General features: G+C 63.4%; 13 protein-coding genes. 7 read left to right on the top strand and 6 right to left on the bottom strand.

The features are described from left to right. Positions 1–3: 3 nt before the first annotated feature. The gene (locus RHE_RS04425; protein WP_011424227.1) at positions 4–864 is read right to left on the bottom strand and encodes a S49 family peptidase; all 861 of its coding nucleotides are present in this window, start codon (positions 862–864) and stop codon (positions 4–6) included. A 182-nt stretch (positions 865–1046) separates the two neighbouring features. Here RHE_RS04425 and RHE_RS04420 point away from each other — a divergent pair, with 182 nt between their 5' ends. Next, positions 1047–2387 (top strand): Nramp family divalent metal transporter, encoded by a 1341-nt coding sequence (locus RHE_RS04420; RefSeq protein ID WP_011424226.1) that lies wholly within the window; start codon positions 1047–1049, stop codon positions 2385–2387. Here RHE_RS04420 and RHE_RS04415 read toward each other — a convergent pair. Together RHE_RS04415 and RHE_RS04410 are read right to left on the bottom strand one after the other, a co-directional pair. Then, positions 2377–3174, bottom strand: coding sequence for a tRNA1(Val) (adenine(37)-N6)-methyltransferase (locus RHE_RS04415; RefSeq protein ID WP_020920537.1), 798 nt, complete (start codon positions 3172–3174; stop codon positions 2377–2379). The two genes, RHE_RS04420 and RHE_RS04415, sit on opposite strands and share 11 nt — an antisense overlap. Before the next feature lie 7 nt (positions 3175–3181). Further along, positions 3182–3409 (bottom strand): putative signal transducing protein, encoded by a 228-nt coding sequence (locus RHE_RS04410; protein ID WP_011424224.1) that lies wholly within the window; start codon positions 3407–3409, stop codon positions 3182–3184. Positions 3410–3517: 108 nt separating this feature from the next. Between RHE_RS04410 and RHE_RS04405 the strand changes: the two genes are divergently transcribed. The 4 genes from RHE_RS04405 to moaB all read left to right on the top strand — a co-directional run bounded on the left by RHE_RS04405 (position 3518) and on the right by moaB (position 7946). Continuing rightward, positions 3518–4534 carry a polyprenyl synthetase family protein gene (locus RHE_RS04405; RefSeq protein WP_041678571.1) on the top strand — a complete coding sequence of 339 codons (1017 nt, stop codon included), beginning with the start codon at positions 3518–3520 and terminating at the stop codon, positions 4532–4534. A gap of 131 nt (positions 4535–4665) precedes the next feature. Further along, complete coding sequence (locus RHE_RS04400; protein WP_011424222.1) at positions 4666–6498, top strand: tetratricopeptide repeat protein; 1833 nt, start codon at positions 4666–4668, stop codon at positions 6496–6498. Positions 6499–6510: 12 nt separating this feature from the next. After that, positions 6511–7395 carry a 4-(cytidine 5'-diphospho)-2-C-methyl-D-erythritol kinase gene (locus RHE_RS04395; protein ID WP_011424221.1) on the top strand — a complete coding sequence of 295 codons (885 nt, stop codon included), beginning with the start codon at positions 6511–6513 and terminating at the stop codon, positions 7393–7395. Beyond that, the gene (gene moaB / locus RHE_RS04390; RefSeq protein ID WP_011424220.1) at positions 7395–7946 is read left to right on the top strand and encodes a molybdenum cofactor biosynthesis protein B; all 552 of its coding nucleotides are present in this window, start codon (positions 7395–7397) and stop codon (positions 7944–7946) included. Before RHE_RS04395 ends, moaB begins: the two co-directional genes overlap by 1 nt. 80 nt (positions 7947–8026) lie before the next feature. On the opposite strand, the gene RHE_RS04385 is transcribed toward moaB, so the two are convergent. Beyond that, entirely contained in the window at positions 8027–8362 is a 336-nt protein-coding gene (locus tag RHE_RS04385; RefSeq protein ID WP_011424219.1) for a hypothetical protein, read from the bottom strand. 399 nt (positions 8363–8761) lie between these two features. Continuing rightward, positions 8762–9280, bottom strand: coding sequence for a glycosyl transferase (locus RHE_RS04380; RefSeq protein ID WP_011424218.1), 519 nt, complete (start codon positions 9278–9280; stop codon positions 8762–8764). A gap of 139 nt (positions 9281–9419) precedes the next feature. On the opposite strand from RHE_RS04380, the gene RHE_RS04375 reads away from it, so the two are divergent. Together RHE_RS04375 and RHE_RS04370 are read left to right on the top strand one after the other, a co-directional pair. Beyond that, positions 9420–10577 (top strand): PA0069 family radical SAM protein, encoded by a 1158-nt coding sequence (locus tag RHE_RS04375; protein WP_011424217.1) that lies wholly within the window; start codon positions 9420–9422, stop codon positions 10575–10577. Positions 10578–10744: 167 nt separating this feature from the next. Continuing rightward, positions 10745–11434, top strand: coding sequence for a ribonuclease HII (locus tag RHE_RS04370; RefSeq protein WP_011424216.1), 690 nt, complete (start codon positions 10745–10747; stop codon positions 11432–11434). A 438-nt stretch (positions 11435–11872) separates the two neighbouring features. On the opposite strand, the gene RHE_RS04365 is transcribed toward RHE_RS04370, so the two are convergent. Then, the gene (locus RHE_RS04365) at positions 11873–12364 is read right to left on the bottom strand and encodes a F0F1 ATP synthase subunit B (protein ID WP_011424215.1); all 492 of its coding nucleotides are present in this window, start codon (positions 12362–12364) and stop codon (positions 11873–11875) included. Between the last annotated feature and the right edge of the window lies 1 nt (position 12365).

The raw sequence follows: 12365 nt of genomic DNA, 5'->3' as shown, positions 1-12365 counted from the left end.
CTCTCAAAGCCCGAAGCGGCTCCACAATGCTCTCTCTTCCGCCGCTTCGACAAGTCCCGTCGCGAGACCTGATCCCGCGCCTTCGAGCGTGACCGGCGATATGCCGGGAATGCGGCGGCCGAAGAGGCCGCGGCCGGCGGTGACGAGTTCCAGTCGGGTCTTCTGGCCGTAGCGCCGCTTCAATTCCTGGCGCATGTCGCCGAGGCCGTCGATGAGGCCAAGCTCGAGGCCGCGGGTGCCGCTCCAGAACAGGCCGGAAAACACCGTCGCATCATCCGTCAGCTTGCCGGCGCGGCGCTCGCGCACCATTGCGATGAAGACTTGATGGATTTCGAGCTGCAGGCTCTTGAGGTACTCGATATCCTTTTCCTTTTCCGGCTGAAAAGGATCGAGGATCACCTTGTTTTCGCCGGCGGTATAGACGCGACGCTCGACGCCGATCTTCTTCAGGAGCTCGGGAAAACCAAAACCACCGGAGACCACGCCGATCGAGCCGACGATCGAGGTAGCGTCGGCGATGATCTCGTCGCCGGCAAGCGCGATCATATAGCCGCCTGAAGCGGCGACATCCTCGACGAAGACCAGAACCTTCTTCTGCTTCTCGCGGGCAAGCTCGCGGATGCGGGTGAAGATCAGCCGGGACTGGACGGGCGAGCCGCCCGGCGAGTTGATCGAGATGGCGACCGCCGGCGCCTCCTTCATGGCGAAGGCCTTTTCGAGGACCGGCGCGACATTGGCGAGATTGAGGGTCGGACGGAACTGGCCGCCGCCGCTGATGATCGCGCCCTGCAATCTCACGACCGGGATGGTCAGGCCATCCTTGCGGAACCGTTTCGGCAGCAATTTTCTCAAGAATCCGGCCATCTCTAATCCTTCGCTTCGGGTCGCCCGATCAGCATCTGCGATCGGCATCCATGTATGCGCTGGAACGACAAACGCAATGGCTGCGTTTGCAAAACATCAGGGATGATTTTTCTTGTTGCGAATGACTTGCATTATCATTCTAATCGGTCATAGTGCAGAGACGATAAATAGGTGGAAATGGCATGGACGCCCTCAATCCCAATGTAAGAAGCGGCTGGCGGCACGAACGCGGAGAGGCGTCGCTGTCGGATGTCTACCGCACCGTAGGAACCGGGCGTCACAGCTCGAGGTGGCGCAGGGCGGCGGCCTTTGCCGGGCCGGGCTACATGGTCGCCGTCGGCTATATGGACCCCGGCAATTGGGCGACCTCGCTCGCCGGCGGCTCGAAATTCGGCTATGCGCTGCTGACCGTCGCACTGCTTTCCAACCTGATGGCGATCGTATTGCAATCGCTCTGCGCGCGTCTTGCGATCGCGTCGGGCCGCGACCTCGCGCAGGCTTGCCGCGACGCCTATCCGAAATGGGTTTCGGTGCCGCTCTGGGCCTTTGCCGAAATTGCCATCATCGCCACCGACATCGCCGAGGTGATCGGCACGGCGATCGGCCTCAACCTGCTGATGGGCATTCCGCTCGAACTCGGCGTTCTCATCACCGCGCTCGACGTCTTCGTGATCCTCTTCCTGCAGAAACTCGGCTTCCGCTGGGTGGAAGCCTTCATCATCGCGCTGCTCGGCGTCATCGCGCTCTGCTTCGGCGTGCAGATACTGCTCGCGGACCCGCAATGGGGGTCCGTCATCACCGGCTTCTTCCCGACCACGGAGATCGTCACCAATCCTGAGATGCTCTATCTCGCGCTCGGCATTCTCGGCGCGACCGTCATGCCGCACAATCTCTACCTCCACTCCGGCATCGTGCAGACTCGGGCGTACGGCCACACGGTTCCCGAAAAGAAGGAGGCGCTGACCTATGCGACGATCGACTCGACGGTCGCTCTCTGCTTCGCGCTGCTGATCAATGCCTCGATCCTGATCCTGGCCGCTGCCGCCTTCAATGCGCATGGCAGGACCGACATTGTCGAGCTCGGCGAAGCCCATTCGCTGCTGTCGCCGCTGCTGGGTCTGGCGATCGCGCCGACGCTGTTCGGTATCGCGCTTCTCTGCTGCGGCCTCAACTCGACGGTAACGGCAACGCTTGCCGGCCAGATCGTCATGGAAGGTTTCCTCAAGATCCGGCTGAAACCCTGGGTGCGCCGGCTTATCACCCGCGCCATCGCCATCGTGCCGGCGGCAATCGTCACCATCTGGTACGGCGACCAGGGCACGGCGCAGCTTCTGATCCTCACGCAGGTGGTGCTCAGCCTGCAGCTTTCCTTCGCCGTCTTCCCGCTCGTGATGTTCACCGCCAGCAAGGCCAAGATGGGCGAACTCGTGGCGCCACGCTGGCTGAGCGGCATCGCCTATGTGATCGCGGTCGTGATCGCCGGGCTGAACGTCAAGCTGCTCTTCGACTTCGTCACCGGCTAGTGTTTGACGATCGAAGCCTGGCATAGGCCGCCCGGCCATTGTTGAAATCATCAACCAGAGGGGAGAACTTGTGGCTCCCCTCTTCGTGCATGATGAGCGCCGCGCGCAATGACAGCCGCGCCCGCGAACCCTTGATGGCGGTCACCAGGATACGCACGGCGTTTTCGCCGGCGCGCGGATGGATGGCTGTTATTTCGATGCCGCCGAAGCGTCGGCCGCAGGCATCGATGATCTCGGCGATCGATTCGGGTCTCGCGATCAGCGACAATTGTCCACCGGGGATCATGATCGCACCGGCCGTCCGAATCCAGCTTTCGAACAGGTCATCGGTCATGGCATGGGCTTCGGCCTTTAGCGCATCCGGTGTGCGCCGGTCGCCGGCATCGTTGAAGGGCGGGTTCATGATCACGTGATGGAAGCTTTCATCGGCAAGGCCGGCATCGTTGCGCGCCTTGGCGGTGAGCGTCACATCCGCCTCGACGACGCTGACGCGGGCGGCAAGATGGGCGTTTTCCGGCAGGAGAATGCTGCGGCGGGCATAATCGGCCATTTCGGCCGAACGCTCGAACAGCACCACTTGCGTCTTGGCGAGGCGCGAGGCGACGGCAAGTCCGGCCGCACCGGCGCCGGCGCCGAGATCGGCAACCCTGACCGAGCGATCGTCGGCGACCAGGGCGGCCAGCAGCATCGCATCCATGCCGGCGCGATGACCCCTGCCCTTCGGCTGCACCACATGAAAGGCGCCGCGATGGAAGGCATCGATGGTGTCAGCGGATTTACCGGTCATCGCCCGCTCACGTCCTGTCGCGCAGCTCGCCGCCGAGGCCGGCGTCGATCAGGATGCGGCGGGCCTGATCGGCCATCTCCTCATCCACCAGCAGACGGCGCGGCAGCATGCCGAGCGAGCCTTCCAGCACGCTCATGCCCTGATCGGCGATGAAGCAGTGAATGCCGGCATCCTTCATCAGGCTCTCGGCATAGGAGAGCAGAACGGGGTCGTTGGCGCGGATAAGCTCATGCATTTGCCGTCATTTTCCTTCCAATTTCGCCCTGCGCGACAATTCACCTCTTGCCGCGTCCATCGCCCCTTTCTATTGTCAGCTGCAATGAATGAACAGGAGTCCGGGTCGTTGGGCGTGGTCATACCGCTTGAAGAAAGCAAAAACAAACTGGCATCCATCAAGCCGTTGGTCGATCTCACCCGGGCTGACATGGAGCGGGTGAACCAGCTCATTCTGTCCAAGGCCGGCTCCGACGTGCAGATGATCCCCGAAGTGGCTAACCATCTGATCTCGTCCGGCGGCAAGCGGCTGCGGCCGATGCTGACGCTGGCGGCGGCCTCGCTGTTCGACTACCGCGGCGACAACCACATTAAGCTCGCGACCTCGGTCGAATTCATGCACACCGCGACACTGCTGCATGACGACGTCGTCGACGAAAGCGACCTGCGCCGCGGCAAATCGACGGCGCGGATGATCTGGGGCAACCAGGCAAGCGTGCTGGTCGGAGACTTCCTGCTCGGCCAGGCCTTCCGCATGATGGTCGACGTCGGCTCGCTCGACGCGCTCGACGTGCTGTCTTCCGCCGCCTGCGTGATCGCCGAGGGCGAGGTGCTGCAGCTTTCCGTCGCCAAGAACATGGAGACGACGGAGGACGATTACCTCTCCGTCATCCGCGCCAAGACGGCGGCTCTCTTTGCCGCCGCCGCCGAAGTCGGGCCGATCGTTGCCGAAGCCGGCCGGTCCGGCCGCAATGCCCTGAAATCCTATGGCATGAATCTCGGCCTCGCCTTCCAGCTCGTCGACGATGCGCTCGACTATGGCGGCAAGGCCGCCGATCTCGGCAAGAATGTCGGTGACGATTTCCGCGAAGGCAAGATCACGCTGCCCGTCATCCTAGCCTATCGCCGCGGCACCGAGGACGAGCGGGCCTTCTGGCGCGATGCGATCGAGGCCGGCAACAGCAGCGACGCCAATTTGGAAAAGGCCCTCGGGCTGATCACCAAATACGGCACGCTCGCCGACACGATCGGGCGCGCAATCCATTACGGCACGATCGCACGGGACGCGCTGGCGCCGCTTCCCGATACGGTATGGAAATCCGCCCTGATGGAAGTAATCGATTTCTGCATCGAGCGCGTCAACTGATCAAACGTTCTCGATCGCGGGCTGATTTTCTTGCGGCGCCGCTTCAAAAAAGCCATCCTGTTATGAATCAGTGATCGCAACTGATTTGCGACCGGCATCATGGCCGGACGCTCTCGAAGAAAGGTTTCCTCATGCGGCAGAGACTTGCCATCCGTCTTCTTACGAGCGCAGCATTGGCGGCTGTTCTTTCGCTCGGCGTCGTCGCCGGCGTGAACGCCGAGGATGCGGCCAAGACGGCGGCCGATGCCGGCAAGACCGACAGCTTCGATGCCGACAGCGTCACCACCTTCTCCGGCGCCTTCCTCGCCGCCCGCACCGCCGATGTCGATCATGATTACGAGACGGCGATCGAACTCTACAAGAAGGCGCTGCAGATCGAGCCCGGCAATCCGGAGATTCGCCAGCGGCTGATGATCTCGCTGCTGCTCAACGGCGACATCAAGGAGGGCGTCAAATATGCCAACGACCTGAAGGGCGATCCCTCGGTCGAGCGCATCACCACCATCGTGCGCGGCATGGATGCCGTGCGCCGCGATGACTACAAGGCCGCCGAATCGATCCTGAAATATACAGGGCCGAATGATCTCGACCGGATGATGAACGACCTGCTGCTCGCCTGGGCCCGGGTCGGCGCCGGCCGCGGCAAGGAAGCGCTTGCCATGGTCGAGAAGATGAAGGGGCCGGATTGGGTCCGCATCTTCCAGAATTACAATGCCGGCGCGATCGCCGTCGTCACAGGCGACGTGAAATCGGCCCGCCAGCATCTGAACGATGCCGTGCTCGACAAGGAAGGCGGTGCGACGGCGCCCGACACGTTCATGCGCGCGGTGATGGCGCTTGCCCGCCTGGAGGCGGCGCAGGGCAACAAGCAGAAGGCGCTCGACGCTGTTTCGGTCGGCGACAACCTGCTGCCGAATTACGCGCCGCTGAATGCGCTGCGCGACAGCATCGAGAAGGGCGAGAAGCAGGAACAGCAGGTCAAGACCGCCGAAGAAGGGGCCGCCGGCGTGCTGTTTTCGGTCGGCGGCGCGCTGAACCGCGACGGCGCCGAGGACATCGTCTCGCTCTACCTGCAGACCGCCAATGCACTGGATCCGAACAGTGCCGATACGCTGGTGCTGCTCGGCGGTATTGCCGAAAAGCAGAACCAGATGGACCGCGCCATCGCGCTCTATAAGAAGGTGCCGGAAAATTCGCCGATGCGGCGCATCTCCGAGCTGCAGCTCGGGCTAGCCCTTGCCCAGGGCGGCAAGGTCGACGAGGCGCGCAAGCATCTGCAGGCGCTGATCGCCTCCGACCCGAAGGACATCCGCAGCTACCTTGCCTATGGCAGCGTGCTCTCCGACGCCAAGGATTACGAGGCGATGGCCGCCAATTACGACAAGGCGGTCGAAGCGATCGGCCCGATCCCCGGCCGCGCCAACTGGAGCGTCTTCTTCCAGCGCGGCATCGCCTATGAGCGGCTGAAGAAGTGGGACCAGGCGGAGCCGAATTTCCGCAAGGCACTCGAACTCAATCCCGATCAGCCGCAGGTTCTGAACTATCTCGGCTATTCCTGGATCGACATGAATCGGAACCTCGACGAAGGCCTTGCCATGATCAAGAAGGCCGTCGATCTTCGCCCTGACGACGGTTACATCATCGATTCGCTCGGTTGGGCCTATTTCCGCCTCAACCGCTTCGACGACGCCGTCGACGAGCTGGAGCGGGCCGCACAGATCAAGGCCGGCGACGCGACGATCAACGACCATCTCGGCGATGCCTACTGGCGCGTCGGGCGCAAGCTCGAAGCCGTCTATCAGTGGAACCGGGCGCTCGCCTCCGAGCCTGAAGCGGCCGAAATTCCGAAGATCAAGGAAAAGGTCGCAAACGGCCTGCCCGCCGCCGATGATGCCAAGGCGGCCGACAAGAAGCAGCCGGATCCGGCGCCGGTCACGCCGCCGCCGGTCGACAAGAAGTCCTGACAGGCGCGACCGATGCCTGAGCAGGGCTTGGCCGACGCTTTCGGCGTTACCGAAGAGGCGCGCGCGAAGATCAATCTTGCCTTGCATGTGACTGGCCAGCGGCCGGACGGTTATCACCTGCTCGATATGCTGGTGACCTTCGCAGATTGCGGCGACCGGCTCGGTTTCCTGCCCGCGCAGGCCGACGCCTTCACCCTGTCGGGCCGCTTCGGCGAGACGCTTGCCGGCGACGGCGGCGCCAATCTGGTGATCAGAGCGCGCGATCTCCTGCGCGAGGCGGTCGGCACCCTTGCCTTCCCCGTTCACATCCACCTCCAGAAGAACCTGCCTGTTGCTTCCGGCATCGGCGGCGGCTCGGCCGATGCGGCCGCGGCCTTGCGGGGGCTAATGCGCCTCTGGGGCACGCGGTTGCCGGTCGCGGCGCTGGCAACGCTGGCGCTGAAGCTCGGCGCCGACGTGCCCATGTGCCTCGAGAGCCGGCCGCTGATTGCCCGCGGCATCGGCGAGGAGATCGAAGCCGTGCCCGATCTGCCGGCCTTTGCCATGGTGCTTGCCAACCCGCTGAAGGGCGTTTCGACGCCGGAGGTTTTCCGCCGGCTCAAGGCAAAAAACAATCCGCCCCTGACGCTCGCACAGACCGCCGGCTGGCTCGCGACGATTGGCGCGGCCCGCAACGACCTGGAGCCGCCGGCGCGCGAAGCCGTGCCCGAAATTGCGGCGATCTCGGCGATGCTGCAGGCTGAGGGCGCTCTTCTTGCTCGGATGTCGGGCTCCGGCGCCACCTGCTTCGGGATCTTTGCCGACATGGCCGCCGCGCGAGATGCGGCGGCGGCTCTTCACGAGGCGCGGCCCGACTGGTATTTCCAGGCGACGGAAACGGTTTCGGGAGGCATGTGATGGCAGGTTTGGACGAAAAACGGCCCTTCATCGCCGTCGGGATTGCGATTCTCACCGTCTCGGATACGCGCACGCCCGAGACGGACAAATCCGGCGATACGCTGGCGGCGCGGATCGCCGAGGCGGGCCATAGACTGGTCGAGCGGGCGATCGTGCCCGACGAACGGGAGAAAATCGCCGCTCAGGTCAAAGCCTGGACCGAGCGGGATGAGATCGATGTCGTCATCACCACAGGCGGCACCGGCTTTACCGGCCGAGACGTGACGCCCGAGGCGCTGGAACCGCTGTTCGAAAAGCGCATGGACGGCTTTTCCACCGTCTTCCACCGCATTTCCTACGATAAGATCGGCACGGCGACGATCCAGTCGCGCGCCACCGCGGGCGTTGCCAACTCCACCTTCATCTTCGCCCTGCCCGGCTCGCCCGGCGCCTGCCGGGACGCCTGGGACGGGATCCTGAAAGCACAGCTCGATTATCGCAGCGTACCGTGCAACTTCGTCGAGATCATGCCGCGCTTGGACGAGCATTTGAAACGCGGCGCGAAGAAATAGGACTGGCGCTGCCGTTACAGTGCCGCGGTCGCGCCGTCGACAATCCGATTCAGACTTTTGGGGGTCGACGCGCTGATTTGTTATGTGGCAATGCCAGGCAGAGCCGGCATCGAATCCCAGCTATCACCCGACAGCAGGATGCAGCTTATGCCGTGAACATCCGTGACGACGAGGGTCCAAGTGCCGCTCTTGGCGGCGTAGACCTCAAGAACGGCGTTCTGGTTGACCAGACCGACCGCGGTGAGCTTCTCACCGAAGTTCCTGTCGAGGAAACTGACGACGTCGGATCGGCCTGCGCAACTGAGCATCGTCTGCGATGCTGCCGAATGCGGATGCGCGATCACCAATGTCGGCAATATGACGGCCAGCAGGCCGTAGATCCTACCGCGTACGCCGTAGATCCTACCGAGTGGCATGACGCACCTCCTTTCGCCGGAAACCCGGCAGAAGAGGAGATTTTTCGCCGACCTGTTCTGCCGTTCACCGGCATTCCACGGCATCCGTTGCGAAGCGAGGCGCTTCGACGGCGCCATGGGCGAATTATAGCGCGAAACCCGATTGGGCGCCATCTTTGCGCGATAGCGGGATCGGCGACCGCCTATTATAGAAAACCCCTCCCCACATGGGACCCACAGGGGGAAGGGACTAAGCTGTGTGTCCGGCTGGGACAAAGGGAGAGATCTTTACTGGCTGTTATCTTCCGACGGATGGTCACGATGGAGGTTACGTGCGGCGGTGCGGTTGGGAAGGGGTTTCGGCGGGTCTGCACCGGACAGCCATGAACCACATCCAGATGTCATCAAGCGTAAAACGGCTCAGCGCGCAGCACGCGCCACCCAGGAGGGAATGAGTTCACTTGCGAGCTTTCGCGGTTTCTGGCCCTTGGCGAAGTCAGCAACAGGCATCCCGCTTCTGGCGGCGGCGAGTGCCTGGTTCTTCGACATCAACAGCCCGAGCTCCAGCGGCGGCCGGGCGCGAGCGACGCGCTGGAAGAAGGAGCGTCGATAGCCACGTGAGGCAGTAAAGCGGGCCGGCGTCTTGTTCAGAGCCACATATTCGGCGATCTCATCGATCCAGCCGGCCTGCGGCCTGGCGCCCGGCTCGACGAAGAGCAGCCATTCGCCGCGGGCGGAGCGGACGATGTCCTTGATATCCCATTGTGAATGGAAACGGCAGCCAGCGGCGTCGGCGACCCGCGAGGTGCCGTCGCGCGAGCCGTGATCGAGCACGATCACATCGCTGACGAGCCCTTCCACCGCGCCTGCCACGAGTATCGATAAGGTCTGCGCCAGTTCGGATTCCTGATCCTGGCATTCGAGAACAACAGTCAACATCGATTATTCATAATGCGCCGCACAATTATTTGCCAGCACCCTTTTCCGCATTTTGTTCTTGCATTGTTCTCATTTTGCCGATAGGAATTTAATCATCGAAACGGGCGGAGGCAAAGGCTTTTCGCCGCGGGAGAATCCGATGAGAGAGCAGTCCCTGGCAGGGCAGGCCGCATTCGCGCCTGCCAATACGGCAGATATTGCCGATGCGATGATCGTGTCCTCCGGTCTTAGGGTCGAGGTCGACCGACGGCGCGGGCGCGGGGCGGGACTGAACCCGACAGGGCGGTTCGAAGCGCTGCAGCGGGAGACCTTCGACGATGGCTGGCAGACGCTGGAAGAGCTGCCGCCGTTCAAGACCGAGGTGCAGATCGAAAAGCCGCGCACCGCGATCACCCGCAACGAATCGCCAGATACTTCCTTCGACCGCTCGATCAATCCCTATCGCGGCTGCGAGCACGGCTGCATCTATTGTTTCGCCCGGCCGACGCACGCCTATATGGGGCTTTCGGCAGGGCTCGATTTCGAGACGAAGCTCTTCGCCAAGCCCGATGCGGCGAAGCTGCTAGAGCGCGAGCTCGCCAAGCCGGGCTACAAGGTCCGGGTGATCGCGATCGGCACCAATACCGACCCCTATCAGCCGATCGAGAAGGAATGGCGCATCATGCGCGGCATCCTCGAGGTGCTGAACAAGGCGAACCATCCGGTGTCGATCGTCACCAAGTCGGCAATGATCCTGCGCGATCTCGACATTCTGCAGGAGATGGCCGGCAAGAACCTGGTGCGCGTCGGCATCTCGGTCACCACCCTCGACCGCAAACTTGCCCGGGCAATGGAGCCGCGTGCCGCCACGCCGCCGCGACGGCTGGAGACCATTCATGCGCTCTCGGAGGCAGGCATCCAGACTGCCGTCATGGCCGCTCCGCTCATTCCGGCGCTGAACGATCACGAGCTGGAGCGCATCCTCGAATCGGCAAAGGCCGCCGGCGCCGCCGAGGCGAGTTATGTCATTCTCAGGTTGCCGCTCGAAGTCAGCCCACTCTTTCGCGACTGGCTGCTGCAGCACTATCCCGATCGTTACCGGCACGTGATGTCGTTGGTGCGCTCGATGCGCGGCGGCAAGGATTACGACGCCGAATTCGGCAAGCGGATGAAGGGCGCCGGCCCCTATGCCTGGCAGATCGCCCGGCGCTTCGAAATGGCGGCGAGACGCTTCGAGCTGACGCGGCGCAGCGTGCCTCTGCGCGACGATCTGTTCGTGCCACCGGATGGCAGCGGCGTGCAGTTGTCGCTGCTCTGATTTTTTAAGCTTGCGCATCGGCTGCTCAGAAAAACCGCCCTGTTTTCGAGCCCCGAGCGCAATTCCCGCGGATGGCCCTGACCGCCACCATCCGCCGGACCGTCCCCGGCCGCCGCCCTGACCCGGGGACTTGCGGGAAATCGGGTTGGCGTGCGAGGTTCAGCCGCATGAAACGTCGCACGCCACCCGATTCTCCCCTGCTTTTCGACACGGTCCCCCTCGTGCCGGATTTCAAGCTCGAGCTCAAAGCCCGCAAGGCCGGTCACTGGCCGGTCGCCGGCGCCGACGAGGCAGGCCGCGGGCCGCTGGCGGGGCCTGTGGTGGCCGCTGCCGTCATCCTCGATCCGAAGCGCATCCCTGAAGGCCTCAACGATTCCAAGCAGCTCTCGGCGCAGCGGCGCGAGGAACTCTTCGTGCAAATCCTGGCGACCGCGACGGTTTCCATCGCCTCCTCCAGCTCGACCCGCATCGACGAGACTGACATTCGAAAGGCGAGCCTGGACGCGATGCGCCGCGCCATCTGCAGCCTCGCCATTCCCGCAAGTTACGTGCTGACGGATGGGCTCGACGTGCCTCCCGGCCTCGATTGCCCCGGACAGGCCGTGGTCAAGGGCGATGCCCGATCCGTCTCGATCGCCGCCGCCTCCATCGTCGCCAAGGTGACGCGCGACCGGATGATGGCAAGGGCCCATAATGTGTTCCCGGATTACGGGTTCGCCGCGCATGCGGGCTACGGCACGGCGCAGCACCGCGCCGGCATCGAGAAGCATGGGCCCTGCTCGCTGCACCGGATGAGCTTTAGACCGCTGCGCAAGGGCGAGGACGGTCCTGAGATGGACGAGTTGATACCCGAATAGGCCGGCTCGAAGAAAACCGGGCAATGAGAAGCCGGACGAGCACCGTAAGAGGCGCGTGAGGAAAAGAGAGACCACGGCATATACTCTTCTCCCCGCCGGGGAGAAGGTGGATGGGCCGCACGGCACACGCTCACGGAAAACCTATCCGCCACGCCAGCGGTAACGCCGCGCGCCACCGCCCTGAACACCGTCGATACCAGGCTGGAACGGTCGAAACCCGCATCGGCTTTATTTGGAAAGACCGGCTTCCCCGGCCCCCTCATCCGCCCTACGGGCGCCGACCTGGGTCGAGCCACGGGTCTCGACCCGTCCTTCGGACCCCCGAGGGGAGAAGAGGGAACCGAGAGGGAGCAGTATGCCCGCGACCCGAGATCGAGTATTCAACAACAGAAAAGGCCGGGACATGCCCGGCCTTTTCCTCATTCTATACGCTACCGCTCAGTTGAGCCTTGTCTTGACCTGGCCGACGGCGTTGCCGAAGAGCTCGGACTGGACCTTGCCGTCGGCCTTCTTGGCGAGCACCGTTTCGGCGGCCGCGATGGCCAGGTCGACTGCGGCGGAACGCACCGCCTTCATCGCATCGGCCTCGGCCTGCTTGATCTTCTGCTCGGAGAGCGCCGTGCGGTTGGCGACGAATTCTTCCGTCTTCTTCTTCGCCTCGGCGGTCAGCATCTCGGCTTCGCGCTCGGCAGCGGCAACGATATGGGCGGCTTCCGCTTCCGCTTCCTTGCGCTTGCGCTGGTATTCGGCGAGCAGATGCTGGGCTTCCTCGCGCAGGCGCTTGGCCTCAGCCAGTTCGTTGCGGATCTGGTCGGCGCGATCGTCGAGCGAGCGTGCCATCATCCCGGGAACCTTGAGGTAGACGACCAGTGCCAGGAAGAGGATGAGACCGACAAATGCGAAGAAAGTCGCGTCGAAATGAAATTCCATC

Origin of the sequence: Rhizobium etli CFN 42, from assembly GCF_000092045.1 — a bacterium.
GTDB classification, from domain to species: Bacteria; Pseudomonadota; Alphaproteobacteria; order Rhizobiales; family Rhizobiaceae; genus Rhizobium; species Rhizobium etli.
This window is presented reverse-complemented; position numbering and strand designations above follow the sequence as displayed.

Excerpts from the sequence above, each read along its gene's own strand:
- RHE_RS04425 (WP_011424227.1), bottom strand. The coding sequence starts at position 864 with ATGGCCGGATTCTTGAGAAAATTGCTGCCGAAACGGTTCCGCAAGGAT.
- RHE_RS04420 (WP_011424226.1), top strand. The coding sequence starts at position 1,047 with ATGGACGCCCTCAATCCCAATGTAAGAAGCGGCTGGCGGCACGAACGC.
- RHE_RS04415 (WP_020920537.1), bottom strand. The coding sequence starts at position 3,174 with ATGACCGGTAAATCCGCTGACACCATCGATGCCTTCCATCGCGGCGCC.
- RHE_RS04410 (WP_011424224.1), bottom strand. The coding sequence starts at position 3,409 with ATGCATGAGCTTATCCGCGCCAACGACCCCGTTCTGCTCTCCTATGCC.
- RHE_RS04400 (WP_011424222.1), top strand. The coding sequence starts at position 4,666 with ATGCGGCAGAGACTTGCCATCCGTCTTCTTACGAGCGCAGCATTGGCG.
- RHE_RS04395 (WP_011424221.1), top strand. The coding sequence starts at position 6,511 with ATGCCTGAGCAGGGCTTGGCCGACGCTTTCGGCGTTACCGAAGAGGCG.
- moaB (WP_011424220.1), top strand. The coding sequence starts at position 7,395 with ATGGCAGGTTTGGACGAAAAACGGCCCTTCATCGCCGTCGGGATTGCG.
- RHE_RS04385 (WP_011424219.1), bottom strand. The coding sequence starts at position 8,362 with ATGCCACTCGGTAGGATCTACGGCGTACGCGGTAGGATCTACGGCCTG.
- RHE_RS04380 (WP_011424218.1), bottom strand. The coding sequence starts at position 9,280 with ATGTTGACTGTTGTTCTCGAATGCCAGGATCAGGAATCCGAACTGGCG.
- RHE_RS04375 (WP_011424217.1), top strand. The coding sequence starts at position 9,420 with ATGAGAGAGCAGTCCCTGGCAGGGCAGGCCGCATTCGCGCCTGCCAAT.
- RHE_RS04370 (WP_011424216.1), top strand. The coding sequence starts at position 10,745 with ATGAAACGTCGCACGCCACCCGATTCTCCCCTGCTTTTCGACACGGTC.
- RHE_RS04365 (WP_011424215.1), bottom strand. The coding sequence starts at position 12,364 with ATGGAATTTCATTTCGACGCGACTTTCTTCGCATTTGTCGGTCTCATC.